This is a genomic window from Caulobacter sp. SRI_008 (genome assembly GCF_057586355.1).
The window spans coordinates 83,652-106,993 of record NZ_JBYCZS010000009.1 but is presented as its reverse complement, the minus strand read 5'-3'; the positions used below and the strand labels follow the sequence as shown (position 1 = coordinate 106,993).

The window sequence follows — 23,342 nt, the reverse complement described above, 5'->3', positions numbered from 1 at the left end:
TTTGAGCGCGGCCTTCCAGCCTAGATGCCGGCGCCGTTGTCGATGGTCAGCAGGGCCGCTTCGTGGGCGGCCGCCTCGTCCTTCAGCCAGCCGACGAAGGCCTTCACCTGCGGCAGGCGGCCCTTGGCCTTGGGGTGGACCACGTAATAGGCGAAGTCGACCGAGGTCGCGATGTCGAACGGGATCACCAGGCGGCCGGCGTCGAGATCGGCCTGGGCCAGGGTGCGCTTGGCCAGGGCGATGCCGCGGCCGTTGGCGGCGGCCTCGATCACCAGGCTCGATTGGTTGAAGCGCGGGCCGCGGGCGCCGTCGACGCCCTTGATGCCGCGCGCCGCCAGCCACATGGCCCAGTCCGGGCACGAATCGTCGGCGTCGGGCGAGCCGTCGTGCAGCAGGATGTGGCGCGACAGGTCTTCGGGGCTTTCCAGCGGCGTCTCGGCCAGCAGTTCGGGGCTGGCGACCGGCACGACCGTCTCGTTGAGCAGGCGGATGACTTCCAGGCCTGGATAGCGGCCCGAGCCGTAGCGGATGGCCAAGTCCACCTCGCCGGCGGCGAAGTCCACGACCTCCATGCCGGCCGACAGCCAGACGTCGACCTGCGGCTGGGCCTGCTCGAACTTGCCCAGGCGCGGCACCAGCCACTTGGCGGCGAAGGACGGGGCGGCCGTCAGCGTCAGGCGGCGGCCGTCGACGGCGGCGGTCAGCAGGGACGCGGCTTCGGCCAGGCGGTCGAAGGCCTCGCGCAAGGCGGGCAGGGCGGTCTGGGCCGCGTCGGTCAGCAGCAGGCCCTTGGGCGTGCGCTTGAACAGGGCCGCGCCGACATAGTCTTCCAGGTTCTGGATCTGCTGGCTCACGGCGCCGGGAGTCACCGACAGTTCGTCGGCGGCGCGGCTGAAGTTCAGATGGCGCGCCGCGGCCTCGAAAGCCCGCAGGGCGTTGAGAGGCGGAAGGCGGCGCCGTTCGTTCTGTCGTTCCATGAGTTTTACTGAACGCCCCGGCAGAAGTCCTTGTTTGCGAATTGGCCTGCCCGCGCCCAGTTTGCAAGCGTTCGCTGACGGATTGGCCCTTTTCGTCGGCGAGCAAGAGCGGGGCGAGCTTTCGGGTTCGCCCCGTATTTCATTGGGTTTGGACGGCGAGGGTCGATCGGCTCGCGCCGCTTTCGCGCGTCCATGGACGCTTTTAGAGGACCTGGGATCGCGCATGGCGTCGCCCTCGGATGGCAAGGCTGAACCCCGTCTGGTCGCGCTTCGCGGCGGCGAGGGCGTGCGGCCGGCTCCGGGACGGGTGACGCTGGTCGGCGCTGGTCCCGGCGATCCCGACCTGTTGACCATCAAGGCGCTGAAGGCCCTGCAGGCCGCCGACGTGCTGGTGCATGACGGCCTGGTCTCGGCCGAGATTCTCGACCTCGCGCCCCAGGCCCGCCGCATCGACGTGGCCAAGCGCAAGTCGCGCCACACCCTGCCGCAGGATGACATCAACCAGCTGTTGGTCGCCCTGGCCCGTGAAGGCCTGGAGGTCGTGCGGCTGAAGGGCGGCGATCCCTTCCTGTTCGGCCGTGGCGGTGAGGAGCTTTCCGCCTGCCGCGAGGCCGGCGTCGACTGCACCGTGGTGCCCGGCGTCACCGCGGCCCTGGCCGCCAGCGCCGGCGCCGGCGCGCCCCTGACCCATCGCGGCAGCGCCCAGGCCGTCACCTTCGTCACCGGCCACGCCGCCCACGGCGAGCCGGATCTGGACTGGACCGCCTTGGCGCGTCCCAACCAGACCGTCGTCGTTTATATGGGCGTCTCGACCGCCGGCTTCATCGCAGAGCGCCTGACCGCCGCCGGCCGCGCCGGCTCGACGCCGGCCCTGGTCGTCGAGAACGCCAGCCGTTCCGACGAGCGCCGCATCCTTACCACCCTGGCCGGTCTGGCGACCGCGACCGAGGGGCTGAAGGGGCCGGCCCTGCTGATGGTCGGCGAGGCCATGGCAATGGCCGACATCCCCCATATATCGGGGCAATCTCCCGGCAGCGTCGCAACCGCCGCCGTCTTCGAAGTTCAAAACGTGAGTTCGGGCCAATGAAAGCCGTGACCGCCAATCGCCTGATCGACGGGGAGGTCGTCTTCTGGAAGGAAGGCGCGTGGGTGGACGGCTTCGGCGACGCCCAGCTGTTCGACGATGAACAAGGCGAGCAGGTCGAGGCCGCCGTCGCCGCCGGCAAGGCCGCTCCGACCGTGATCGTCGATCCCTATCCGATCGACCTGATCACCGTCGAAGGCCTGGGCCTGGCTCCGGTCAGCTACCGCGAGCGCATCCGCGCCCTGGGGCCCACCAACGAACTTCTCCACGGCAAGCAGGCTGAAGGCGGCGCCGTCGTTGAGGCCATCCGCCACGCTTCCGGCGCCGCCCGCTCGACGGGCCGCGTCGACCTGATCCGCCGCAAGTAGGCCGACCCTATGTATCAGTACGACGTCATCGACCGTGAATTCCTGACGGACCGCTCCAACGAGTTCCGTCACCAGGTGGCCCGCCGCCTGGCCGGCGACCTCACCGAGGACCAGTTCAAGCCGCTGCGCCTGATGAACGGCCTCTATCTGCAGCTCCACGCCTACATGCTGCGGGTCGCCATCCCGTACGGCTCGCTCAACGCCCGCCAGGCCCGCCGCCTGGCCTGGATCGCCCGCACCTACGACAAGGGCTACGGGCACATGACCACGCGTCAGAACGTCCAGTTCAACTGGATCAAGCTGAAGGACGCGCCGGACATCCTGGACGCTCTGGCCGAGGTCGATCTGCACGCCATCCAGACCAGCGGCAACTGCATCCGCAACACCACGGCCGATCCCTATGCCGGCGCCACCGCCGAGGAGATCGACGATCCGCGCGTGTGGTCCGAAGTGATCCGCCAGTGGTCGACCCTGCATCCGGAATTCAGCTACCTGCCGCGCAAGTTCAAGATCGCCATCACCGGCGCCCTGACCGATCGCGCGGCGGTGAAGGTGCACGACATCGGCCTGATCCTGCGCCGGGCCCGCGACGGCTCGCTGGGCTTCGAGGTGATCGTCGGCGGCGGGCAGGGGCGTACGCCCTATGTCGGCCCGACCATCAAGCAGCACCTGCCGGCCTCGAGCCTGCTGAGTTATCTGGAAGCCGTTCTGCGCGTCTACAACCGCCACGGCCGCCGCGACAACATCTACAAGGCCCGGATCAAGATCCTGGTCGCCGCCCTCGGCGCCGAGGAGTTCGGCCGCCAGGTCGAGGAAGAGTGGGCCAAGATCGACCATGATCGGGCCGACCTCGGCGACCTGGAACTGGCCCGCATCCGCGGCGCCTTCGCCCAGACCCCGTTCGAGACCTTGCCGGCCCGCTCGGAAGTCTTCGAGGCCGCCAAGGCGGCCAGCCCGTCGCTGGCGCGCTTCGCGCGCAACAACGTCAAGCCGCACAAGAAGCCGGGCTACGCCATCGTCGAGGTCTCGCTGAAGGCCATCGGCCAGACGCCGGGCGACGCCACCGCCGACCAGCTGGACGTCGTGGCCGATCTCGCCGAGCGCTACGGCCTGGACGACCTGCGCGTGACCCACGCCCAGAACCTCGTCCTGCCGCACATCAAGCTCGACGACCTGCCGGCGGTTCACGCCATCCTCGAGGCCAACGGCCTGGCCACGGCCAATATCGACCTGGTCAGCGACATCATCGCCTGCCCGGGCCTCGACTACTGCGCCCTGGCCAATGCGCGCGCGATCCCGATCGCCCAGGATATCGCCAAGACCTTCGCCGACCCCGACCGGGCCGAGACGATCGGCGAGCTGAAGATCAAGATCAGCGGCTGCATCAACGCCTGCGGCCACCACCACGTGGCCCACATCGGCATCCTGGGCGTCGACAAGAAGGGCGAGGAATTCTACCAGCTCTCGCTCGGCGGCTCCGGCGCGGAAGACGCCACGATCGGCAAGATCCTCGGCCCGGCCCTGCCGGCCGACAAGGTCGCCCCTGCCATCGACACCCTGGTCGACACCTATCTGGCCGCGCGCCAGGGCGAGGAACGCTTCCTCGACACCTATCGCCGCGTCGGCCTCGAGCCCTTCAAGGAAGCGGTCTATGCCCAAGCTGATTAAGCTGATCGACGGCTCGGCCCAATCGGCTGAGAACGCCTTCGTCAACGTCGCCGACGAGGACGCCATCCCGGACGCCGGCGACGTCATCCTGTCGCTGACCCGCTTCCAGGCCGAGGGCGACGCGCTGCTGTCGTCCAACAGCCGCCGCGTCGGCGTGCGCATCGAGCCAGCCGAGGAGGTCGAGGCCCTGGCCTACGACCTGCCGCGCCTGTCGGTGGTGGCCCTGGCCTTCCCGAAGTACCGCGACGGCCGCGCCTACACCTCGGCCCGCCTGCTGCGCGAGCGCTTCAAGTACCAGGGCGAGATCCGCGCCGTGGGCGATGTGCTGCAGGAGCAGGCCGGCTTCATGGTCCGAGTCGGCTTCGACGCCTTCGAGCCCAACGACGGCGCCACGCCCGAGGCCTGGACCAAGGCCGCGGGCCGCTTCCGCCACGTCTATCAGCGCGCCGTCGACGCCCGCCCGATCGCGGCGGACGAGCGGGCCCAAGCCAAGGAAGGCGCCCTCTGATGGCCTACGACCAGACCGACGCCGCGCCGACCCTGGCGGCGCGGCTGGACGCCGAACTGCGCGACGCCCATCCGCTGACTATCCTGCGCAAGGCCTACGAGACCTTCGGCGACAAGCTGGCCCTGGTCAGCTCGTTCGGCGCGGAGTCGGCGGTGCTGCTGCACCTGGCCTCGCAGGTCTCCAAGGACATCCCGGTGCTGTTCCTCGACACCGGCATGCTGTTCGGCCAGACCCTGGACTATCGCAAGAGCCTGGCCGCCAAGCTCGGCCTGACCGACGTGCGCGACCTGCGTCCGGCCTTCGCGGATCTCGCGGTCACCGATCCCAAGTCGGACCTCTGGCGCACCGACACCGACGCCTGCTGCCACATCCGCAAGGTGCTGCCGCTGGACCGCGCCATCGAGGGCTTCTCGGCCTGGTGCACCGGCCGCAAGCGTTTCCATGGCGGCGACCGCCTGCGCCTGGCCGTGGTCGAGGACGCCGACGGAAAGCTGAAGTTCAATCCGCTGGCCAACTGGAGCAAGGCCGAGCTCGACGCCTATGTCGCCGAGCATCAGCTGCCGACCCACCCGCTGGTCGCCCAGGGGTTCCCGTCGATCGGCTGCTGGCCGTGCACCAAGCCGGTGGACGACCCCAACGCCGACGTCCGCGCCGGCCGCTGGCAGGGCCAGGACAAGACCGAGTGCGGCATCCACGTCGCCCGCGCCCCGGGCGTGGCCCCCAACGTCGGCGGCGACATCTGAGGCTCAGGTCTGCGACGAGAAGCCCTTGCGGGTCATCTTGCCCCAGCCCTGGGCGCCGGTCAGGAACTGCCAGGTGCCGCGCAGCCGCCAGAAATTGTTGATCTGGCGGTAGCCGAAGTTCTCCAGGATCGCCGCGCCCATCAGCACGGCGAGGCTGCGAGCGTTGGGAAAGCGCCGCAGCTCGGTCTCCTCCAGCGCCAGGGCGCCGACGCTGATGACGATGCCGAAGCCGAAGGTCACCGCCAGCAGCGCCCACAGATAGTCGATGTCCAGCACGCCCAGCAGCCAGAAGGCCGGGATCAGCACATAGCCGAAGATCTCGATCAGCGGCCCCAGCACGTCGACCACCAGGATGTGGCCGAAACCGATCAGCCCGATCCGGCCGTAACGCGGGTTCAGGATCATGTCCCGGTGCCGGAAGAAGGTCTCCAGCGCCCCGCGATGCCAGCGCGCCCTCTGTCGGGACAGCACGGCCATGGTCTCCGGCGCTTCGGTCCAGCACACCGGCTCGGGCGTGAAGGCCACGCGATAGGGCTTCCCGAGGCGCCGGTAGTGCTTGTGCAGCTTGACCACCAGCTCCATGTCCTCGCCGACCGTGCCGTGGCTGTAGCCGCCGACGTCGAGCACGGCCTGGCGGCGGAACAGGCCGAAGGCGCCGGAGATGATGGTCAGGGCCGAGATGCGGCTCCAGGCCAGGCGCGCCATCAGGAAGGCGCGCAAATATTCGACGGTCTGCAAGCGGGCCAGCAGGTTCTTCGGGACCCCCACCTCGACCACCCGTCCGAACGAGATCTTGCAGCCGTTGGCGATGCGGATCGTGCCGCCCACGGCCACCGTGCGATCGGGATCCTCGACGAACGGCGCCACCGCCCGCAGCAGGGCGTCCACCTCCAGCAGGGAGTCGGCGTCCATTGAGCAGACGATCGGCGAGCGCGACAGGTTGATGGCCGCGTTCAGGGCGTCGGCCTTGCCGCCATTGTCCTTGTCGACCACCAGCAGCCGCGGCTGGTTGGCGCCGGCGTAGAGGCCGCGAATACGCTGGCACGAGGCGGCCAGGTCATAGTGGCGCTCGACGGGATGCAGCTCGAAGGCGTCGATCAGCACCTGCAGTGTCTCGTCCTTGGAGCCGTCATTGACCACCACCACCTCGAAGTGGGGGTATTGCAGGGCCAGTAGCGAGCGCACGCTCTCGACGATGGTCAGGGCCTCGTTATAGGCCGGCGCCATCAGGGTGATCGGCGGGGCGGCCTCGGCGTAGCGCCGCCAGAGCAGGGCGGCCTGGTTGACCGGCGGGGCCTGAGACAGCGCGCGGGCCGCCAGGATCAGCTGGTAGAGATAGAGCGCGTTCTGCAGCAGGCCGGTGGCGATCACCGCCCAGGCGATGGTCTCGGCGAAGCGGACGACCACGAGGGCCAGGACCTCCAGTTCGGGCAACATGGTCATGCGCCCTCCGCCAGGGCGCGCTCGGCCGCGCGTTGGGCCACGGGACGGGTGTCGTCGCCGGCGGCGGCCTCCAGCAGGGCGCGGCCGGTCTTGCCCAGCTTTCCCAGGGCGTCGCCGGCCCGGAAGCGCACCCACCATTCCGGATCGTCCAGCAGCGCGGCCATCGGGGCGGCGAGCTTGGCCAGCCCCGCGGCGCCGACGGCCTCGGCGGCGGCCGAGCGTACGGTCCAGGCCTCGTCGGTGAGCGCGGCGGTCAGGGGCGCGGCGGCGGCGGGATGTTGCAGCCGGCCAAGGCCCCGCACCGCCGCCGTCCGCACGTCCAGGTCGGGATCGCTGGCCGCAGCCGACAGCGCCGGCACCGCCTCGTAGGCGCCCGAGCGGCCCAGGGCGTCGAGCAGCAGCGCCCGCATCAGCGGCGTCAGGCCCTGGCGGTCGAGCGCCAGCAGGCCGTCGGCCGGCCGCGCCGCCACCGCCTGGCGCATCAGTTCGGCATAGACCCGTGACGGGGTCAGCTCGCCCGAGCCGGCATAGTCGAGCAGGCGCGAGGCCGAGGGCGGCGCTCCAACCGCCGCCAGGCCCTTCACGGCGGCCATACGCACGTTTGGGTCCTTGGAGCCGATGGCGCGGCGCAGGGCGGCCTTGGCTTCCTCGCCGCCCAGCGCGGCCAGGGCTTCGACGCTGGTCAGGCGCTCGTCGCGCGATCCGCGGGTGGCGCGCTTTTCCAGGGCCGCGACGAGGCCCAGCCGCTTGAGGGCGGCCATGGCGCGATCCTGGTCGGCGCCGCGGATCATGCCCTGGAAGTCGAGTATGGCCTCGGCCAGCACTTCGGGCCGTCTCAGGAAACGGCCCAGGTCGTCCGCCGCCTCCGTCTGACCGCGCAGCAGACCGGAGAGGGCCTGGATGATGATCCGGCGTTCGCTGGCGCGATCGGCCGCGCCGGCCTCCTTGAACAGGCGTGCGACGATCAGCGCGCTCATCCAGGTCAGCGCCCCGGCGATCAGGACGAGAGCGATGACCCAGATCAGCGTCAGCGACGACATCTAGAACCGTCGGGTGACGGCGACGCCGATCTCGTCGCGGTCATAGGCCGTGCGCTTCTCATGGGCGCCGGCGACCTGCACCGTCCAGCGCGGCGCAAGATCGAAGGCGACCCCCGCCGACACCGCCTCGACGGGCACGGTGGCGCCGTCGGCGCTTTCCGGCGCGTCGGCCCAGCCCAGCCGCAGGCGCAGGCGCTCGGTCGCCGACCACTCACTGTTCAGGGTGTAGCCGGACTGATGCTTGCCGCGTTCATCCTCGGTGTTGATCGAGCGGGCCGTCAGCGACACCGGCCCGGCCGCCAGCACCAGATAGGGCTGCAGGCTCTTGACCTCGCCGACCGCGTAGCGCGACCAGACGCCGTCGAGGCCCAGTCGCGCCCGGAAGCTTCCGGTCGTCCGCAGCCCAGCCGAGCCGCCGGCCCGCACGGTGAACTCCGGCCGATAGTCGGCGTCTGGCGCGCCGCCAACGGCGATGAAGCCGTCCCAGCGGGGCGAGAAGGTTCGCGCCGCCAGCACCTCGCCATAGGTGTCGGCAACGCCGAACCGCTCGGTGTGCTCGATCGAGCCGCCGATCGTCATGTGCGGATCGATGCGGCGGGACAGGGCGAGGGTGGCCGAACTCCAGTGGCCCAGGTCCTGGCTGAGTTCGCTGCGGGCGTAGGCGATGTCCAGCCGCCAGCTCGGCTCGCCCGGCATGGCCAGGGTGGCCGAGATCTGCTGGTCGAGCGCGCGGGCCTCCGCATCAGCGGATCCGCCGGCCAGCAGGGGCGCGAGCCGGCGCCTGGCTAGTTCGGGGCGTCCGGCGAACAGGGCCGAGCGGGCATAGGCGATGCGGGCGTCGCGATAGTCGGGAGCTAGCGCCAGGGTGGTCTCGAAGGCCCGGTCGGCTTCGGCGTAGCGCTGGGCGGCCATCCGCGAGAGGCCGAGGTTCAGCCAGACGTCGGGATCCTTGGGCCGCTGCTTGGACAGCAGGTCGAAGGCGGCGATCGCTTCGCCCGTGCGTCCGGCCTGGCGCGCCGCCACCGCCGCTGCGTAGGCCGGGTCGGCCGCCTGGGTTTCCTGGATTGGCGCTTCGATCACGCAGCCACCGGGGCGATGCGGAACAGCCGCGCCAGCAACTCGTCCGGATCGAACGGCTTGGGCAGGTAGTCGGCGGCCCCGAGGTTGAGGGCGGTGACGATGTCGTTGCGACCCTTGAGGGCCGTCAGCATGACCACGGGGATGTCGCGCAGGGCGTTGTCGCCCTTCATGCGCCGCAGCACCTCGAAGCCGTCGATGATCGGCATCATGCCGTCCAGAACCACGACCTGCGGCCGCGCGGTCCGGGCCGCCTCGAGCACGGCGCGGCCGTCCTCGAAGACGCTCACCTCGTAGCCGGCCATGCTGAGCTTGTGCTCCAGGATCTCCCGGAGCAGGGCGTCGTCGTCCGCTATCAGGACCGAAGGCGAGGACGCTTGGTTACTATCGGATCGCCTCGATGCCATGCCATGCCTGCAAGCTTAGCTATAGGGGAGTCGAAGAGCACCTATCCAGAGTGGTTCAGAACCGCGCGCTAGGCCAGCGCGAACATCGCGCATTTGGTTAACCGGGGCGGCGTTGCACGCCAGGCGCGCAAGCGAAAGCCGGCGCGTAAAGCGCCGGCGTCATCGAGGAATTGTCGGAAAAGGCCGAAGCCTATTCGGGCGGGCAGCCCTTGAACTCGCCGACCTTGGTCACCGAGAGGCTGGAGAGGTTCAGGTCCGCCAGCGGCTTCATCGAGCCGGGGCCCTGGCCGCTGAACATGTCGATCTTGTTGCCCTTGATCGCCCCGCCGATGTCGGAGGCGTACCAGTAGCCGTCGTGCTTTTCGCCGTTGGGCATCGGCAGGCCGACGGTTTCCTTGATGAAAACCACGGTGCGGCGCGGGATCACCTTGGTGTCGACGGCCAGGGTGCGCATGGCCACCACCTTGCAGCCGAGGCTGTCGAGGGCGCGGATGCCCCGGGCGCCGGCGTGGTAGAGCGTCGCCTTCATCTTGTATTCGATAGAGCCGGGCAGGCTGCCGGTGAGGGCGCCGGCGATCAGTTCGCCCAGGGGGTCCTTGCGCTCGGAGTCAGGACCCGCGGCGGCGGGGAGGGCGGCGAACATGGCCATGAAGGCCAAAATTCCGGCGAGCGTGCGTCGCATCGAGGTTGTCCTCTTATCGGCGTATCTGTCGGTTCGGCGGTCTCCTTAAGCCGATCACGGCTCCGTGACAACCCGCTTAAAACCGCCCAAATGGGCCGGAATCGGATGAAAACTTCTGGTCAAGCTCGGAACTCGGTTGAAAATTCAATCGTTTAGCGCGCCGTTTGAAAAGTGAGGGAGGGCGACGGAATGACGCTGCGGATCTTCGGCGACGGCAAGTCGGGCAACTGCCTCAAGGTGAAGTGGACCGCCGAGCGCCTGCGTCTTCCCTACGAATGGATCGAGGTCGACATCCTCAAGGGCGAGTCGCGAACCGCCGACTTCCTGGCCATGAACCCGGCCGGACAGGTGCCCGCCGTGGTGCTGGAGGACGGTCGTTTCCTGGCCCAGTCCAACGCCATCATGCTGCACCTGGCCGAGGGTTCGGTGCTGATCCCGGCCGATCCCTACCTCAAGGCCAAGATGTACGAGTGGCTGTTCTGGGAGCAGTACAGCCACGAGCCCTATGTCGCCGTGGCGAGGTTCCAAGTCGCCTACATGGGCAAGCCGGTCGAGTCGCTGGACGGAAAGATCGTCGAGCGCGGCCATGCGGCGTTGGCGCGCCTGGAAAACGGCCTTTCCGGCAGCGGTTTCCTGGTCGGCGACCGCCTGACCCTGGCGGACATCGCGCTGGTGGCCTACACCCGTGTCGCCCACGAGGGCGGTTTCGATCTGTCGCGCTATCCGGCCGTCAAGGCCTGGGTGGGCCGCGTCGAGACGGCCCTCGGCATAGATTGAAACGCCTCGGAGCGCGCATGACGTCGCCGTCTTCCACCGTCAAGATTCTCGTCCTCGCCGCCGCCCTGGCCGCGCCCGCCCAGTCGGCCCTGGCCTGGGGCGCCTCGGGCCACCGCATGGTCGGCGTGCTCGGCGCCTCGACCCTGCCGGACGACGTGCCGGCCTTCGTGCGCAGCCCCTACGGCGTGGCCGCCATCGGCGAATACGCCCGCGAGCCGGACCGCTGGAAGGGCTCGGGCAAGGTGCACGACACCGATCGCGACGCCGCCCACTTCCTGGATCTCGACGACGAGGGCCGGATGTTCGGCGGGCCGAAGTTCACGGTCGAGACCCTGCCGGCCACCCGCGCCGACTACGAGACCGCCCTGCGCGCCGCCGGCCAGGACAGCTGGAAGGCCGGCTACCTGCCGTACGCCATCATCGACGGCTACCAGCAGCTGGTGAAGGACTTCACCTACTGGCGCGTGCTGGTCGCGGCCGAGAAGAACACCACCGACGCCCAGAAGAAGGCCTGGTACGCCGCCGACCTCAAGCGCCGCGAGGAGCTGCTGCTGCGCGACCTGGGCGTCTGGGCCCACTACATCGGCGACGGCAGCCAGCCGCTGCACATGAGCGTGCACTACAACGGCTGGGGCGACTATCCGAACCCCAACAACTACACCCAGAGCAAGGGCACCCACGGCGCCTTCGAGGGGCCGCTGGTCAAGGCCGTGGCCAAGGACGACGAGGTCAAGGCGCTGATGCCGGCCCCGGTCGACTGCGCCTGCAGCATCGAGACCCGCATGGTCGGCTACCTGACCACGACCTGGAAGCAGACCGAGCCGCTGTACCAGCTGGAAAAGGCCGGCGGCATGGTCGAGACCGATCCGCGCGCCAAGGCCTTCGTCGACGCCCGCCTGGCCGCCGGCGCCGCCGAGCTGCGCGACGTCGTGACCATGGCCTGGAAGGCCAGCGCCAACGGCAAGATCGGCTACCGTCCGGAGATCAGCGTCGCCGACGTCGAGTCCGGCAAGGCCGATCCGTGGAACGACCTGTTCGGCAAGGACTGACATCCTTGATCGCGTTCTACGCCCCTGACGCGTCCCTGGCCTACCAGGACCGTCACGCCGCCTTCGGCATCGCCGAGGACACGCAGGGGCGGATCGCCCTGGTCGAAGTGACCAAGCCCGGCAAGGCGCCCTATTTCGATCTGCCGGGCGGCGCCGTCGATGGTGACGAGAGCGAAGGCGAGGCCCTGGTCCGCGAGTTCGGCGAGGAGACGGGCCTCGTCGTCGAGGTCGGCGCGCGCGTGGTCGACGTTTCGCAGCCGTTCCTGAAGTCCGACGGCCAGCCGGTGCGCAACTACGGCGGCATCTACGCCGTGAAGGCGATCGGCGAGCGGCCCGAACTCAAGGTCGAGGAAGACCACAAGCTGGTCTGGCTCGACCCCCGCGACGCCGTCGTCGCCCTGCGCCACGACGCCCACTCCTGGGCGGTCGCGGCGTGGATGCGCAAGGGCTGACGTTCAGTTGGCCGAAGCCGCGCGGGCGATCAGGTCTTGAGCGGACTTGTCGCCCAACCGGCGGTCGGCGGGGCGAGCGCCCTCGCAGGCGATCTTCATTTCCAGGGCCTGGGGCGAACCGGCCTTGGGCCGTCGCGCCGGAAAGCCCGACGTGGTCGTCTGTTCGTCCGTCGGACCGGACAGGCGCCAGACGAGTTCGTAAAGCCCGGCGCGGCAATGGAAGCGGACCTTCTCCGTCGTCGTTCCCGCCGGGCCGAAGCCGCGCACCTCGCCCAGGCGGGCGCCTTCGCCGTCACCGACCAGGGCCTCGACGTCGATGACCCGAATGCGGCCGCCGCCGCTGTCCGTCAGATAGAAGTCGGCCGCCGAGGCCTGAGCCGGCGCCAGCGCCGCGAGGCCGAAGGCGATCAGCAGCGCCCGCATCGCCTAGTTCGCCTTCTTCTTCAGCAGCGCCTTGGCCTCGGCCGGGGCGACCTGGTCGAACAGCATGGACAGGTGCTGGTCCTTGGCGTGGTCGTTGTGCAGGTCCCAGGCCAGGGAGATCGGCAGGCGCAGACGGCCGCCGTCGGGCAGGCGGGCCACCAGCACGCGCCAGCTGAAGCCGTCGCCCGGATCGCCCAGCGGGCCGAACTCCAGCGGGGCCGGGTCGCGCAGGCGGAAGGCGCGGTCGGCCTTGGCGGCGAACCAGGCCAGGTCCTCGGCGGCGGTCGGGTCGGCGGCGGGCGGCGCGAGCTTGCCCTTGAGATTGCGGACCATGACGGCCTCCGAAGCGTTGAAGCGGGCGTCTCTAGCACTTCGCGAGGCGACTTCCCATGTCCAAGCCTCGGGCTGGGCAGTCCGAACGCAACGAGGCTCAGGTGAGCAAAGATAGGCCGATCAAGCGCGTGCGCGCCGACTGGAACGAAGTGGTCCTCGTCTGCCGCAAGTGCTCGCGCAAGCTGGACGGCGGGTTCGGCAAAGGCGGCGAGCAGAGCTTCTCCAAGGCCCTGCGCAAGGCCTCCGGTGGCGGCAAGGGCAAGGACCGCAAGGCGCCGCTGGCGGTGATCGAGGTCGATTGCTTCGACGTCTGTCCCAAGGACGCTGTCGTCGCGGTCAACGCTTCGAGGCCTCGCGAATGGGTCGTCGTTCCGCGTGGCGCGCCGATGGAGGCGGTGAGCGCGCGGCTGGGCCTGGCCGCCAACGACGCCGAAGCGGCTTAAGTGCGAGTCTGCTATCAGCGCGCCATGAGCCGCAAACGCGCCGACATCCTTCTGGTCGAGAAAGGCCTGTTCGACAGCCGCGCCAAGGCGCGCGCCGCCATCGAGGCCGGCCGCGTCACGGCCGACGGCAAGGTCGTCGCCAAGGCCTCGGAAGCCATCGACGAGGCCGCCGACATCGTCGCCGAGGCCGCCCATCCCTGGGTCGGCCGTGGCGCGTTGAAGCTTGTACGCGCTTTGGAGCTATGGCCGGTCGCCGTCGAAGGCCGGATCGCCATCGATGTCGGCGCCTCGACCGGCGGCTTCACCGAGGTGCTGCTGTCGAAGGGCGCAGCTTGCGTCCTGGCCGTCGATGTCGGCCGCGACCAGCTGCATGCCAGCCTCAAGGCCGATCCCCGTGTCGAGGATCTGTCACCGCTGGACGCGCGCGCCCTGACCGCCGAGCACGCGCCGGACGGCGTCGGCCTCGTCGTCACCGACGTCAGCTTCATCTCGCTGGAAAAGGCGCTGCCGGCGGCGCTGGTCCTGGCCAAGCCCGGCGCGGACCTCGTCGCTCTGGTCAAGCCGCAGTTCGAGGCCGGCCGCGAGAACGTCGGCAAGGGCGGCCTGGTCAAGGATCCCGAGATCATCGCCGCCTGCGTCGAGCGGGTGTCGGCCTTCCTGGAGGCTTCGGGCTGGACGGTCCGCGAGCACGCCGACAGCCCCATCGCCGGCGGCGGGGGGCAGGTCGAGAAGCTGCTCTGGGCGGTAAAGCGCTAGGCCGAAGCCAGTCTTCCGCCGGCAGTCGCATAGGCTTGGCTGCCCCGCGTCAGCACCTGGTCGCCGCCGACGATCTCGGCGATGCCGATGTCGCGCGCGCCGGCCAGCCGCTCGTACAGCGCGCCGAAGTCGCGCAGGGTCACTTCCTGCAGCGTCTGGATCGACGGGATGACGAAATAGACCTGCTGGAAGTCGTCGATGCGGTAGGGCGTGCGCATCACCCGCTCCAGGTCGAAGCCGATGCGGTTGGGGGAGGGGTCTTCGAGGGCGAAGATCGACTCCGTGCGCGACGAGACGATGCCCGCCCCGTAGATGCGCAGCCCCGCCGGCGTCGCCATCAGTCCGAACTCGACGGTGTACCAGTAGAGCCGCGCCAGATTGGCCAGCCGCCCCAGGCCCAGCGCCCGCTGCCCGCCCTGGCCATAGGCCTGCATGTAGTCGGCGAAGACCGGATCGGTCAGCATCGGCACGTGGCCGAACACGTCGTGGAAGACGTCCGGCTCCTGCAGGTAGTCCAGTTCGTGCGGCTTGCGGATGAACTGGCCGGCCGGGAAGCGGCGATTGGCCAGGTGGTCGAAGAATACGTCGTCGGGCACCAGGCCCGGCACGGCCACCACGCTCCAGCCGGTCAGGCGCTGGAGCTCCTCGTTGATGCGGTTGAAGTCCGGAATGCCGGTGCGGTGCAGGTCCAGCGCGTCGAGCCCGCGCAGGAACTCGTCGCAGGCGCGGCCTTGCAGCACCTTGGCCTGGCGTTCGTAGAGGGTGATCCAGACGTCGTGCTCGGCCTGGCCGTAGCTTTCCCAGCCCTGGTCGATCGTCCAATCGGGCCGCGCCCCTGGGGGCGGCCCGCCGCTGAAACCGTCTGCGCTCATGAAACGACGTTACGCCCGCCTAGCGGCAAGTTCCGTTCGATTTTTGCGCGCAACCGCCATTCGGGCGGATAGGCATGCCCGTCAGTGTGAGATCCGGGGGCGAAGCTTGTAGGCGCCGTGATCGAACGACTCGAAGATCAGCGCGGCTTGCGGATGCTGCACGGGCTCGCCGGTCTCGTCGGCCAGCAGGTTCTGCTCGGAGACGTAGGCCACGTAGGTGTTGTCGTCGTTCTCGGCCAGCAGGTGGTAGAACGGCTGGTCCTTGGACGGCCGGATGTCCTCGGGGATAGACTCCCACCACTCGTCCGTATTGGCGAATACGGGGTCGACGTCGAACACCACACCCCGGAAAGGGAAGATGCGGTGCTTGACGATCTGGCCGATCGCGAATTTGGCGAGTCTCTCGTTCATGATGAAGAGATTACGACGAGTCTCCTGACTGAATCCTGAACGTAAACGACGCCCATTGTCGCGCAACGCCATGCTTCCGAGAGGCGAACTCGATTGCTATGGTCGGCGACGAAGTGAGGCGGTTCGTCACGAATCGCCTGCGAGACAAGGTGGAAAGACCATGTCGGAGGCGCCGAGAGCGCCCGGCGCATCCCAGGCCCAGGACGGCCGGGAACGACGCCGGCCTCCGGGCGAGCAGCCGTGCTACGCGGCGCTCGATCTCGGAACCAACAACTGCCGCCTGCTGGTGGCGACGCCTTCGCCGCGCGGTTTCCGCGTCGTCGAGGCCTATTCCCGCATCGTCCGGCTGGGCGAGGGGCTTTCCCAGACAGGCCAGCTGTCCGACGCGGCGATGGAGCGGTCGATGGCCGCCCTCAAGGTCTGCGCCGAGAAGATCCGCCGCCGCAAGGCCATCCGGGTCAAGGCCGTGGCCACGCAGGCCTGTCGGGGCGCGACCAACGGCACCGAGTTCGTCCGCCGCGTGGCCGAGGAGACCGGCCTGCGGCTCCAGATCATCACCCCGCGCGAAGAGGCGCAGCTGTCGGTCGCCGGCTGCATGAGCCTGTTCGACCGCCAGGCCGACGCGGCGCTGGTCGTCGATGTCGGCGGCGGCTCGACCGAGCTGTCGTGGGTCGATCTGAAGGCCGGCGGGCTCGACGCCAAGCCGCGCCAGTTCGAGGCCTGGAAGCTGCCGATCCGCGCCTGGCTGTCGATCCCGATCGGCGTCGTCACCCTGGCCGAGCGCTTCCCCGAGGGCGAGCGGGCCGACGACGGCTGGTTCCGGGCTATGGTCGAGGAAGTGAAGTCCAAGATCGCGGCCTTTCCGCACGCCGCCCCGATGCGCAAGACCTTCGACGCGGGCCGGGCCCACCTAGTCGGCACCTCCGGCGCAATCACCAGCCTGGCCGGCCTGCACCTTGGTTTGCCGCGCTACGACCGCAACGTCGTCGACGGGCTGTGGATGCAGCGCGCCGACTGTGAGGCCGCCGCCGACCGTCTGCTGCAACTGACCGCCAAGGAGCGGGCGCTGGAGCCCTGCATCGGCGCCGACCGGGCCGACCTCGTCCTGGCCGGCGCGGCCATTCTTCAAGCCGTTCAAGAGCTTTGGCCATGTTCGCGCGTGCGAGTCGCCGATCGAGGGCTTAGAGAGGGGCTCCTGATGTCTCTGATGTCGGATCGGCAGAAGCGCCCCCGCCGTCGGCGGCGCGGCGGGGCCGGTTCGGCCCGAACGGTGAACGCATGAACGACGAGCCCCCCAGACGCCGGATGGTCAAGCCGCCCACGGGCGGCAACGCCGACGGTCGCGCCAAGCCCGCGCGCCTGAAGACCGCCGACGGTCGCACGCCCAGCCAGCAGGCCTGGCTGGAGCGCCAGATCAACGATCCGTTCTCGGCCAAGGCCCGGGCGCTCGGCTATCGCAGCCGCGCCGCCTTCAAGATCAGCGAGATCGACGAGAAGTTCCGCTTCTTCAAGAAGGGGGCGCGCGTCATCGACCTCGGCTGCGCCCCCGGCGGCTGGCTGCAGATCGCGGTCGAGCGAGGCGTGACCCAACTGGTCGGCGTCGACCTGCTACACGTCGATCCGGTCGAGCCGGCTCACATCATCGAGATGGACTTCACGGATCCTGCCTGTCCGCCCAAGCTGCTCGAGCTGCTGGGCGGCGCGCCGGACCTCGTCATGTCGGACATGGCTCCGAACACCGTCGGCCATCGCGAGACCGACCACCTGCGCATCGTCGGCCTGATCGAGATCGGGGCGGAATTCGCCATCGAGACCCTGCGTCCCGGCGGCGCCTTCGTCGCCAAGGCCTTCCAGGGCGGCGAGACCTCCGAGGTCATCGCCCGGCTGAAGAAGAACTTCGAGAAGGTCCAGCACTTCAAGCCCAAGGCCAGCCGCCAGGACAGTTCCGAGGTCTTCCTCGTGGCGACGGGCTTCAAGGGACGCTGATCAGCAGACGGCGGCGCGATCGCGTGAGTCGCCCCGCCGCCTGACCAAGACTCTGAGTTCAGCAGGCTTCGGCGCCGTACTTTGCGTCGATCGGTGAGAACGTTCCGGCGAATGGACTGGAGTATTGCGCCGCCGCGATGTCCGTGACGCGTCTTTCGGGAATATTTATCGAGACTTGCCCATGGGTTGTGTTTTCGAGGTTTGCTTCGAAAATACTGTAGCTTGCAGCCTTGGGTGATCTTGCTCTGGCTTTCGCGCGGGTGTGATCTCGGCGTGAGCGTATCCCCCGCGCTCGCCAGACTGGATATCCCCCAATGACCCGTTCGCTCGTCACCGCGCTCGCCGTCGCCTTCGCTGTTTCCGCGGCCGGCGGCGCCATGGCCGCTCCCTGCAAGGATGCGAAGGGCAAGTTCATCAAGTGCCCGGCCGCCGCCGCGCCGGCCAAGCCGGTCAAGTGCAAGGACGCCAAGGGCAAGTTCGCCAAGTGCGGCACGCCGGGCGCCAAGCCGGTGAAGTGACCCGGCGGCCGGGGAGGGGCGAGCCGCTCCTTCCCGGCTTCCATTCCGGAAAATCATCTCCATTTCCGGCTCCGGGCGGGTCGACAAACGCCCGCCTCGCGACTATACCCGCGCCGCAAAATGGAGAATCCGATGGAGATTCGCGAAGGGCTCACCTTCGACGACGTTTTGCTCGAACCTGGTCCGTCCGACGTCATGCCGACGCAAGTGACGACCGAGACCAAGTTCACGCGTGAAATCAGTCTGAACATCCCGCTCGTGTCCGCCGCCATGGACACGGTCACCGAAAGCCGCCTCGCCATCGCCATGGCGCAGGCCGGCGGCATGGGCATCCTGCACCGCAACCTCACCAACGAGGAGCAGGCAGACCACGTGCGCGAAGTGAAGCGCTACGAAAGCGGCATGGTCATCAACCCGCTGACCATCAATCCCGACACCACCCTGGCCGAGGTCCGCGAGATCACGGCCCGCCGCAAGATCTCGGGCTTCCCGGTGGTCGAGCGCGAGACGGGCAAGCTGGTCGGCATTCTGACCAACCGCGACATGCGCTTCGAGGGCGACGCCAGCGTCCCGGCCTCGGCGCTGATGACCCGCGAGAACCTGATCACGGTGGGCGAGGGCGTCGATAGCCGCGAAGCTCGCGAGCTGCTGCGCAAGCACAAGATCGAACGCCTGATCGTCGTCGACGACGCCTACCGCGCCGTCGGCCTGATCACGGTGAAGGACATCGAGAAGGCCCAGGCTCACCCCCTGGCCGCCAAAGACGACAAGGGCCGCCTGCTGGTCGGCGCGGCCTCGACCGTCGGCGACGCAGGCTTCGAGCGCTCGATGGGCCTGGTGGACGCCGGCGTCGACGTCGTCGTCATCGACACCGCCCACGGCCACTCCAGCCAGGTCGCCGCGGCGGTCTCGCGTCTGAAGCGCGAAGCCAACCGCGTCCAGATCGTGGCCGGCAACATCGCCACCTACGACGCCGCCCGCGCCCTGATCGACGCCGGCGCCGACGCGGTGAAGGTGGGCATCGGCCCGGGCTCGATCTGCACCACCCGCATCGTCGCGGGCGTGGGCGTGCCGCAGCTGACCGCGATCATGGAAGCCGTCCGCGCCGGTCGCGAGAGCGGCGTGCCGGTGATCGCCGACGGCGGCATCAAGTTCTCGGGCGACCTGGCCAAGGCCATCGCCGCGGGCGCTTCGACCGCCATGATGGGCTCGATGTTCGCCGGCACCGAAGAGGCGCCGGGCGAGGTGTTCCTGTACCAGGGCCGCTCGTACAAGAGCTATCGCGGCATGGGCTCGGTGGGCGCCATGGCCCGCGGCTCGGCCGACCGCTACTTCCAGAAGGAAGTGACCGACAGCTTCAAGCTCGTGCCGGAAGGCATCGAGGGCCAGACCCCGTTCAAGGGTCCGATCGCCCCGGTGCTGCACCAGCTGGTCGGCGGCCTGCGGGCGGCCATGGGCTATGTCGGCGCTCCCACGATCGCGGAACTGCAGGAGCGCGCGCGCTTCGTGCGGATCACGGGCGCCGGCCTGCGTGAAAGCCACGTCCACGACGTGATGATCACGCGCGAGGCTCCGAACTATCCGAGCGCGGTCTAGGCCATGCAGATGGCCTTCGAGCTGCAGATGCTGGCGGCGGCGGTCGTCATCGGGCTGGTCCACCTTCTGTGGGCCAGCGCGGCGGCCCAGCCCCAGCGCGGCTTGAAGTGGAACGTCGGCTCCCGCGAGACCCCCGTCGTGCTGACCGGCATGGCGGGCCGTCTCGAACGGGCCTTCGCCAACTTCCGCGAGACCTTCGCGTTCTTCGTCGCCGCCGTGCTGGTCGCCTATCTGGGCGGCCGGCTCGGCGCGCTGACCGTCGCCGGAACCGCGCTCTATGTCGGCGCCCGGGCGGTCTATGTCTTTCTCTATGCGTTCGGCGTGCCGGTCGTTCGCAGCCTGGTCTGGGTCGCCTCGATGGCGGGCCTGGGCCTCGTTCTCCTGGCCTTGGTGATATAGCTCACATGCGTGACGGAGGGCGGGTTTCCGCGGCGATCGAGGTTCTGACCGAGATCGAGACGCGGCATTTTCCGGTGAAAATGGCGCTCAAGCGCTGGGGCGAGGCCGCGCGCTACGCCGGCTCCAAGGACCGGGCCTTCGTCTCGGGCCTGGTGCTCGACGCCCTGCGCCGCAAGCGTTCTCTGGGCTGGGCGATGGGCGATCCCGCCGCGCGCGGCGTCGTGCTCGGCGTGCTGGCCTTCGTCTGGAAATGGCCGGCCGAGCGCATCGCAGAAGCCGCTTCGGAAGAGCACGGCTTCGGCGCGCTCTCCGAGACCGAACAGGCCCGCCTGAAGGATCCCGTCTCGCTGGACGGCGCGCCCGCGCCGGTGGCCGGCGATTATCCCGACTGGCTCGAACCGCATCTGGCCCGCGCGCTGGGCGCCGACCAGGTCGCCGAGATGGCGGCCCTGTCGGAACGCGCCCCGGTCGATCTGCGCATCAACACCCTGAAGACCGACGCCGAGCGCGGCGCCAAGGCCCTGGCCCCGATCAACGCCGCCCCGGCAGGGATCCTGCCCACGGCCTTCCGCATCCCCGCGCCCGCCGCCGCCGATCGCACCCCGTCCGTCGAAGCCGTCCCGGCCTTCTCCAAGGGCTGGTTCGAGGTCCAGGACCTGGGCTCGCAGATCGCCGCCGCCGTGGCCGGCGAGGTCAAGGGCAAGCAGGTGCTCGACTTCTGCGCCGGGGGCGGGGGCAAGACGCTCGCGCTCGCCGCCGCCATGGGCAACAGCGGCCAGATCTTCGCCCACGACAGCGACGCCCGCCGCCTGGCCGACACCATCCGTCGCGGCCAGAGGGCAGGGGTCCGCAACCTGCAGATCCGCTCGCCGATCGAGGCCCAGCCGCTGAAGGGCCTGGAAGGCAAGATCGACGTCGTCTTCGTCGACGCCCCCTGCACCGGCGCCGGTACCTGGCGCCGCCACCCCGATGCGAAATGGCGTTTGTCGCCCGACCAGCTGGCCAAGCGCCAGATCGAGCAGGACAGCGTCATCGAGGACGCCTCGACCTTCGTGAAGGCCGGCGGCCGCATGGTCTACGTCACCTGCTCGCTGCTGACCGAGGAGAACGAGGACCGCGTCGCGGCCTTCCTCGAGCGCCACCCCGAATTCACCGTCAAGCCGATCGCCCTGGACGGCGTCACTCACGTGACCCCGGAAGGCTATCTGCGCCTCACCCCGCACCGCGCCGGTACGGACGGCTTCTTCGCCGCCGTGCTGCAGCGCTCCACCTACGCCCCCTGATCGACGCATACGACCGCTGGAGACCCGCCCGATGACCACCGAAACCCACCACCAGCGCGTCCTGATCGTCGACTTCGGCAGCCAGGTGACCCAGCTGATCGCGCGCCGGGTGCGCGAGGCCGGCGTCTATTGCGAGATCCATCCGTTCGACAAGGCCGAAGCGCTGGTCGACGAGTACAAGCCCTCGGCCATCATCCTGTCGGGCGGCCCGGCCAGCGTGCTGGAGGCCGACAGCCCCCGCATCGGCCGCAAGCTGTTTGATCTGGGCCTGCCGCTGCTGGCCATCTGCTACGGCCAGCAACTGCTGTGCGACGTGCTGGGCGGCAAGGTCGAGGGCGGCCACGCCGGCGAGTTCGGTCGCGCCGAGCTGACCATCGGCAAGACAAGCCCGCTGTTCCAGGGCCTGGCCGGCGTCGGCGAGCTGGAAACCGTCTGGATGAGCCACGGCGATCGCGTCACCGCCATCCCGGAAGGCTTCGAGGTGGTGGGCACCTCGAACGGCGCGCCCTTCGCCGCCATCGCCAATGACGCCAAGAAGATCTACGCGCTGCAGTTCCACCCCGAGGTCTACCACACGGTCAACGGCCCCCAGATCTACAAGAACTTCCTGGCCCTGGCCGGCCTGAAGGGCGACTGGACCATGGCGGCCTTCCGCCAGGAGATGGTCCAGAAGATCCGCGACCAGGTCGGCGACGGCAAGGTGATCTGCGGCCTGTCGGGCGGCGTCGACAGCTCGGTGGCCGCCGTGCTGATCCACGAGGCCATCGGCGACCAGCTGACCTGCGTCTTCGTCGACACGGGTCTTCTTCGTAAGAACGAGGCCGACCAGGTCGTCACCCTGTTCCGCGACCACTACAACATCCCGCTGGTCCACGTGGACGCCGGCGACCTGTTCCTGGGCGAGCTGGCCGGCGTTTCCGACCCCGAGACCAAGCGCAAGACCATCGGCCGCCTGTTCATCGAGGTCTTCGACAAGGAAGCCGCCAAGATCGACGGCGCGCAGTTCCTGGCGCAAGGGACCCTCTATCCCGACGTCGTCGAGAGCGTCTCGGCCCGCGGCGGTCCGTCGGCGGTGATCAAGAGCCACCACAACGTGGGCGGCCTGCCCGACTACATGAAGCTGAAGCTGGTCGAGCCGCTGCGCGAGCTTTTCAAGGACGAGGTTCGCGCCCTGGGCGTCGAGCTGGGCCTGGCTCCGGCCTTCGTCGGCCGCCACCCGTTCCCCGGCCCGGGCCTGGCCATCCGCATCCCCGGCGAGATCACGCCCGAGAAGGTCAAGGTCCTGCAGGACGCCGACGCCATCTACCTCGAAGAGATCCGCAACGCCGGCCTCTACGACAAGATCTGGCAGGCCTTCGCCGTGCTGCTTCCCGTCAAGACCGTCGGCGTCATGGGCGACGCCCGCACCTACGAAAACGTCCTGGCCCTGCGCGCGGTCACCTCGACCGACGGCATGACCGCCGACTTCTTCGAATTCCCCTGGGAAATCCTCGGCAAGACCGCCACCCGGATCATCAACGAGGTCCGAGGCGTCAACCGCGTCGTCTACGACGTGACCAGCAAGCCGCCCGGCACGATCGAGTGGGAGTGATCAAGGAAGGCGCCTTCGGGCGCCTTCTTTTTTGCCTCCGATAAGCATGCTGGCTTGGTGCATGGCCTCGGAGCTCTAGGTCCAGCGGCCCGCCTCGCGGACTGTACGGCGGCGGCGGATCCACGCTGCGTTATTTGGCGAGTTTTCGGACGCCTCCACCCTGGCGAAAGTCTAATATATTTCAATCACTGATTTCTGAATGCGCAATTGAGGCGAAATCTGAGGCTTTCACCGTAGTGCATTCTGCATGACGCCTTTGCATTGCTAAGGTCGAGTTATTGACGTGGAGCCGAACTAGGCAGATCGCTAGCCGCTGTTTCGCCTCGCGTAGGCGTTTCGCGTTGCATGAATGTCTTGAACGGCGACAAGGGGGCGGATGACCGCATCCCAGAAAGCCGCCGCGAACTTCAGGTATCCGCGCGAACGCTTTCATGCGCCGACCCTGGACGCGCCATT

General features: G+C 69.0%; 27 protein-coding genes. 17 read left to right on the top strand and 10 right to left on the bottom strand.

The genetic code is table 11. The annotated features are described in order from the left end of the window. Nucleotides 1-20 precede the first annotated feature (20 nt). Nucleotides 21-977: a transcriptional regulator GcvA gene (gene gcvA, locus AC2YHT_RS10035; RefSeq protein ID WP_110120251.1), complete on the bottom strand. Its 957-nt coding sequence runs from the start codon at nt 975-977 to the stop codon at nt 21-23. Nucleotides 978-1,200: 223 nt separating this feature from the next. On the opposite strand from gcvA, the gene cobA reads away from it, so the two are divergent. The 5 genes from cobA to AC2YHT_RS10010 are packed head-to-tail and all read left to right on the top strand — an operon-like array spanning nt 1,201 to nt 5,348. After that, the gene (gene cobA / locus AC2YHT_RS10030; protein ID WP_487289504.1) at nt 1,201-2,064 is read left to right on the top strand and encodes a uroporphyrinogen-III C-methyltransferase; all 864 of its coding nucleotides are present in this window, start codon (nt 1,201-1,203) and stop codon (nt 2,062-2,064) included. Further along, complete coding sequence (locus AC2YHT_RS10025) at nt 2,061-2,429, top strand: DUF2849 domain-containing protein (protein WP_487289502.1); 369 nt, start codon at nt 2,061-2,063, stop codon at nt 2,427-2,429. The genes cobA and AC2YHT_RS10025 overlap by 4 nt, the downstream gene beginning before the upstream one ends. 9 nt (nt 2,430-2,438) lie before the next feature. After that, entirely contained in the window at nt 2,439-4,097 is a 1,659-nt protein-coding gene (locus tag AC2YHT_RS10020) for a nitrite/sulfite reductase (RefSeq protein WP_487289500.1), read from the top strand. Further along, nucleotides 4,081-4,605: a DUF934 domain-containing protein gene (locus AC2YHT_RS10015; protein WP_487289499.1), complete on the top strand. Its 525-nt coding sequence runs from the start codon at nt 4,081-4,083 to the stop codon at nt 4,603-4,605. The genes AC2YHT_RS10020 and AC2YHT_RS10015 overlap by 17 nt, the downstream gene beginning before the upstream one ends. After that, the gene (locus AC2YHT_RS10010) at nt 4,605-5,348 is read left to right on the top strand and encodes a phosphoadenylyl-sulfate reductase (RefSeq protein ID WP_487289497.1); all 744 of its coding nucleotides are present in this window, start codon (nt 4,605-4,607) and stop codon (nt 5,346-5,348) included. The genes AC2YHT_RS10015 and AC2YHT_RS10010 overlap by 1 nt, the downstream gene beginning before the upstream one ends. Before the next feature lie 3 nt (nt 5,349-5,351). Here the strand turns inward: AC2YHT_RS10010 and AC2YHT_RS10005 are convergent, their stop codons facing one another. The 5 genes from AC2YHT_RS10005 to AC2YHT_RS09985 form a co-directional block, all read right to left on the bottom strand. Next, on the bottom strand, nt 5,352-6,791 hold the full coding sequence (locus AC2YHT_RS10005) for a glycosyltransferase family 2 protein (RefSeq protein ID WP_487289496.1): 1,440 nt from the start codon (nt 6,789-6,791) through the stop codon (nt 5,352-5,354). Then, the gene (locus AC2YHT_RS10000; protein WP_487289495.1) at nt 6,788-7,831 is read right to left on the bottom strand and encodes a HEAT repeat domain-containing protein; all 1,044 of its coding nucleotides are present in this window, start codon (nt 7,829-7,831) and stop codon (nt 6,788-6,790) included. The genes AC2YHT_RS10005 and AC2YHT_RS10000 overlap by 4 nt, the downstream gene beginning before the upstream one ends. Next, nucleotides 7,832-8,911, bottom strand: a complete 1,080-nt coding sequence (locus AC2YHT_RS09995; protein ID WP_487289493.1) for a YaiO family outer membrane beta-barrel protein — start codon at nt 8,909-8,911, stop codon at nt 7,832-7,834. Beyond that, on the bottom strand, nt 8,908-9,315 hold the full coding sequence (locus AC2YHT_RS09990; RefSeq protein WP_487289491.1) for a response regulator transcription factor: 408 nt from the start codon (nt 9,313-9,315) through the stop codon (nt 8,908-8,910). The genes AC2YHT_RS09995 and AC2YHT_RS09990 overlap by 4 nt, the downstream gene beginning before the upstream one ends. 190 nt (nt 9,316-9,505) lie before the next feature. Next, nucleotides 9,506-9,997 (bottom strand): 3D domain-containing protein, encoded by a 492-nt coding sequence (locus tag AC2YHT_RS09985; protein WP_487289490.1) that lies wholly within the window; start codon nt 9,995-9,997, stop codon nt 9,506-9,508. A 189-nt stretch (nt 9,998-10,186) separates the two neighbouring features. Between AC2YHT_RS09985 and AC2YHT_RS09980 the strand changes: the two genes are divergently transcribed. From AC2YHT_RS09980 to AC2YHT_RS09970, 3 genes are read left to right on the top strand one after another with little or no spacing between them, the layout of a single operon-like run. Beyond that, nucleotides 10,187-10,774 carry a glutathione S-transferase family protein gene (locus AC2YHT_RS09980; RefSeq protein ID WP_110120262.1) on the top strand — a complete coding sequence of 196 codons (588 nt, stop codon included), beginning with the start codon at nt 10,187-10,189 and terminating at the stop codon, nt 10,772-10,774. Between the two features lie 17 nt (nt 10,775-10,791). After that, nucleotides 10,792-11,823, top strand: a complete 1,032-nt coding sequence (locus AC2YHT_RS09975; RefSeq protein WP_487289489.1) for a phospholipase C/P1 nuclease family protein — start codon at nt 10,792-10,794, stop codon at nt 11,821-11,823. A 5-nt stretch (nt 11,824-11,828) separates the two neighbouring features. Beyond that, a complete protein-coding gene (locus AC2YHT_RS09970) occupies nt 11,829-12,275 on the top strand; it encodes an NUDIX domain-containing protein (RefSeq protein ID WP_487289488.1) in 447 nt (148 codons plus the stop codon). A gap of 3 nt (nt 12,276-12,278) precedes the next feature. Here AC2YHT_RS09970 and AC2YHT_RS09965 read toward each other — a convergent pair whose 3' ends face one another. Together AC2YHT_RS09965 and AC2YHT_RS09960 are read right to left on the bottom strand one after the other, a co-directional pair. Further along, nucleotides 12,279-12,698, bottom strand: coding sequence for a hypothetical protein (locus AC2YHT_RS09965; RefSeq protein ID WP_487289487.1), 420 nt, complete (start codon nt 12,696-12,698; stop codon nt 12,279-12,281). A 3-nt stretch (nt 12,699-12,701) separates the two neighbouring features. Next, nucleotides 12,702-13,031: a hypothetical protein gene (locus AC2YHT_RS09960; protein WP_110120265.1), complete on the bottom strand. Its 330-nt coding sequence runs from the start codon at nt 13,029-13,031 to the stop codon at nt 12,702-12,704. A 101-nt stretch (nt 13,032-13,132) separates the two neighbouring features. On the opposite strand from AC2YHT_RS09960, the gene AC2YHT_RS09955 reads away from it, so the two are divergent. Both AC2YHT_RS09955 and AC2YHT_RS09950 read left to right on the top strand, forming a co-directional pair. Next, nucleotides 13,133-13,474 carry a (2Fe-2S) ferredoxin domain-containing protein gene (locus AC2YHT_RS09955; protein ID WP_487289486.1) on the top strand — a complete coding sequence of 114 codons (342 nt, stop codon included), beginning with the start codon at nt 13,133-13,135 and terminating at the stop codon, nt 13,472-13,474. 24 nt (nt 13,475-13,498) lie between these two features. Then, the gene (locus AC2YHT_RS09950; protein WP_487289485.1) at nt 13,499-14,230 is read left to right on the top strand and encodes a TlyA family RNA methyltransferase; all 732 of its coding nucleotides are present in this window, start codon (nt 13,499-13,501) and stop codon (nt 14,228-14,230) included. On the opposite strand, the gene phhA is transcribed toward AC2YHT_RS09950, so the two are convergent. Both phhA and hspQ read right to left on the bottom strand, forming a co-directional pair. Beyond that, a complete protein-coding gene (phhA, locus tag AC2YHT_RS09945) occupies nt 14,227-15,102 on the bottom strand; it encodes a phenylalanine 4-monooxygenase (protein ID WP_487289484.1) in 876 nt (291 codons plus the stop codon). The genes AC2YHT_RS09950 and phhA overlap by 4 nt on opposite strands. An 81-nt stretch (nt 15,103-15,183) precedes the next feature. Then, the gene (gene hspQ / locus AC2YHT_RS09940) at nt 15,184-15,513 is read right to left on the bottom strand and encodes a heat shock protein HspQ (protein ID WP_110120268.1); all 330 of its coding nucleotides are present in this window, start codon (nt 15,511-15,513) and stop codon (nt 15,184-15,186) included. 160 nt (nt 15,514-15,673) lie between these two features. Here hspQ and AC2YHT_RS09935 point away from each other — a divergent pair, with 160 nt between their 5' ends. The 7 genes from AC2YHT_RS09935 (at nt 15,674) to guaA (ending at nt 22,886) form a co-directional block, all read left to right on the top strand. Beyond that, the gene (locus AC2YHT_RS09935; protein ID WP_487289483.1) at nt 15,674-16,795 is read left to right on the top strand and encodes a Ppx/GppA phosphatase family protein; all 1,122 of its coding nucleotides are present in this window, start codon (nt 15,674-15,676) and stop codon (nt 16,793-16,795) included. Continuing rightward, nucleotides 16,792-17,499, top strand: coding sequence for an RlmE family RNA methyltransferase (locus tag AC2YHT_RS09930; protein WP_199228478.1), 708 nt, complete (start codon nt 16,792-16,794; stop codon nt 17,497-17,499). The genes AC2YHT_RS09935 and AC2YHT_RS09930 overlap by 4 nt, the downstream gene beginning before the upstream one ends. 314 nt (nt 17,500-17,813) lie before the next feature. Continuing rightward, the gene (locus tag AC2YHT_RS09925) at nt 17,814-18,017 is read left to right on the top strand and encodes a hypothetical protein (protein ID WP_487289482.1); all 204 of its coding nucleotides are present in this window, start codon (nt 17,814-17,816) and stop codon (nt 18,015-18,017) included. A gap of 132 nt (nt 18,018-18,149) precedes the next feature. Next, nucleotides 18,150-19,613 (top strand): IMP dehydrogenase, encoded by a 1,464-nt coding sequence (guaB, locus tag AC2YHT_RS09920; RefSeq protein WP_487289480.1) that lies wholly within the window; start codon nt 18,150-18,152, stop codon nt 19,611-19,613. A 3-nt stretch (nt 19,614-19,616) separates the two neighbouring features. Then, nucleotides 19,617-20,012 carry an MAPEG family protein gene (locus AC2YHT_RS09915; protein WP_487289479.1) on the top strand — a complete coding sequence of 132 codons (396 nt, stop codon included), beginning with the start codon at nt 19,617-19,619 and terminating at the stop codon, nt 20,010-20,012. 5 nt (nt 20,013-20,017) lie between these two features. Next, nucleotides 20,018-21,295 (top strand): RsmB/NOP family class I SAM-dependent RNA methyltransferase, encoded by a 1,278-nt coding sequence (locus tag AC2YHT_RS09910; RefSeq protein WP_487289478.1) that lies wholly within the window; start codon nt 20,018-20,020, stop codon nt 21,293-21,295. Between the two features lie 31 nt (nt 21,296-21,326). Continuing rightward, a complete protein-coding gene (gene guaA, locus AC2YHT_RS09905; RefSeq protein WP_487289477.1) occupies nt 21,327-22,886 on the top strand; it encodes a glutamine-hydrolyzing GMP synthase in 1,560 nt (519 codons plus the stop codon). Nucleotides 22,887-23,342: the final 456 nt, after the last annotated feature.

Coding starts and splice junctions, on each gene's coding strand:
- AC2YHT_RS09980 (WP_110120262.1), top strand. CDS start 10,187: ATGACGCTGCGGATCTTCGGCGACGGCAAGTCGGGCAACTGCCTCAAG.
- cobA (WP_487289504.1), top strand. CDS start 1,201: ATGGCGTCGCCCTCGGATGGCAAGGCTGAACCCCGTCTGGTCGCGCTT.
- phhA (WP_487289484.1), bottom strand. CDS start 15,102: ATGAGCGCAGACGGTTTCAGCGGCGGGCCGCCCCCAGGGGCGCGGCCC.
- AC2YHT_RS10005 (WP_487289496.1), bottom strand. CDS start 6,791: ATGACCATGTTGCCCGAACTGGAGGTCCTGGCCCTCGTGGTCGTCCGC.
- AC2YHT_RS09915 (WP_487289479.1), top strand. CDS start 19,617: ATGCAGATGGCCTTCGAGCTGCAGATGCTGGCGGCGGCGGTCGTCATC.
- AC2YHT_RS09930 (WP_199228478.1), top strand. CDS start 16,792: ATGAACGACGAGCCCCCCAGACGCCGGATGGTCAAGCCGCCCACGGGC.
- AC2YHT_RS09950 (WP_487289485.1), top strand. CDS start 13,499: ATGAGCCGCAAACGCGCCGACATCCTTCTGGTCGAGAAAGGCCTGTTC.
- guaA (WP_487289477.1), top strand. CDS start 21,327: ATGACCACCGAAACCCACCACCAGCGCGTCCTGATCGTCGACTTCGGC.
- AC2YHT_RS10020 (WP_487289500.1), top strand. CDS start 2,439: ATGTATCAGTACGACGTCATCGACCGTGAATTCCTGACGGACCGCTCC.
- AC2YHT_RS09965 (WP_487289487.1), bottom strand. CDS start 12,698: ATGCGGGCGCTGCTGATCGCCTTCGGCCTCGCGGCGCTGGCGCCGGCT.
- gcvA (WP_110120251.1), bottom strand. CDS start 977: ATGGAACGACAGAACGAACGGCGCCGCCTTCCGCCTCTCAACGCCCTG.
- AC2YHT_RS09925 (WP_487289482.1), top strand. CDS start 17,814: ATGACCCGTTCGCTCGTCACCGCGCTCGCCGTCGCCTTCGCTGTTTCC.
- AC2YHT_RS09960 (WP_110120265.1), bottom strand. CDS start 13,031: ATGGTCCGCAATCTCAAGGGCAAGCTCGCGCCGCCCGCCGCCGACCCG.
- AC2YHT_RS09910 (WP_487289478.1), top strand. CDS start 20,018: ATGCGTGACGGAGGGCGGGTTTCCGCGGCGATCGAGGTTCTGACCGAG.
- AC2YHT_RS09975 (WP_487289489.1), top strand. CDS start 10,792: ATGACGTCGCCGTCTTCCACCGTCAAGATTCTCGTCCTCGCCGCCGCC.
- AC2YHT_RS09935 (WP_487289483.1), top strand. CDS start 15,674: ATGTCGGAGGCGCCGAGAGCGCCCGGCGCATCCCAGGCCCAGGACGGC.
- hspQ (WP_110120268.1), bottom strand. CDS start 15,513: ATGAACGAGAGACTCGCCAAATTCGCGATCGGCCAGATCGTCAAGCAC.
- AC2YHT_RS10015 (WP_487289499.1), top strand. CDS start 4,081: ATGCCCAAGCTGATTAAGCTGATCGACGGCTCGGCCCAATCGGCTGAG.
- guaB (WP_487289480.1), top strand. CDS start 18,150: ATGGAGATTCGCGAAGGGCTCACCTTCGACGACGTTTTGCTCGAACCT.
- AC2YHT_RS10000 (WP_487289495.1), bottom strand. CDS start 7,831: ATGTCGTCGCTGACGCTGATCTGGGTCATCGCTCTCGTCCTGATCGCC.
- AC2YHT_RS09990 (WP_487289491.1), bottom strand. CDS start 9,315: ATGGCATCGAGGCGATCCGATAGTAACCAAGCGTCCTCGCCTTCGGTC.
- AC2YHT_RS10025 (WP_487289502.1), top strand. CDS start 2,061: ATGAAAGCCGTGACCGCCAATCGCCTGATCGACGGGGAGGTCGTCTTC.
- AC2YHT_RS09985 (WP_487289490.1), bottom strand. CDS start 9,997: ATGCGACGCACGCTCGCCGGAATTTTGGCCTTCATGGCCATGTTCGCC.
- AC2YHT_RS10010 (WP_487289497.1), top strand. CDS start 4,605: ATGGCCTACGACCAGACCGACGCCGCGCCGACCCTGGCGGCGCGGCTG.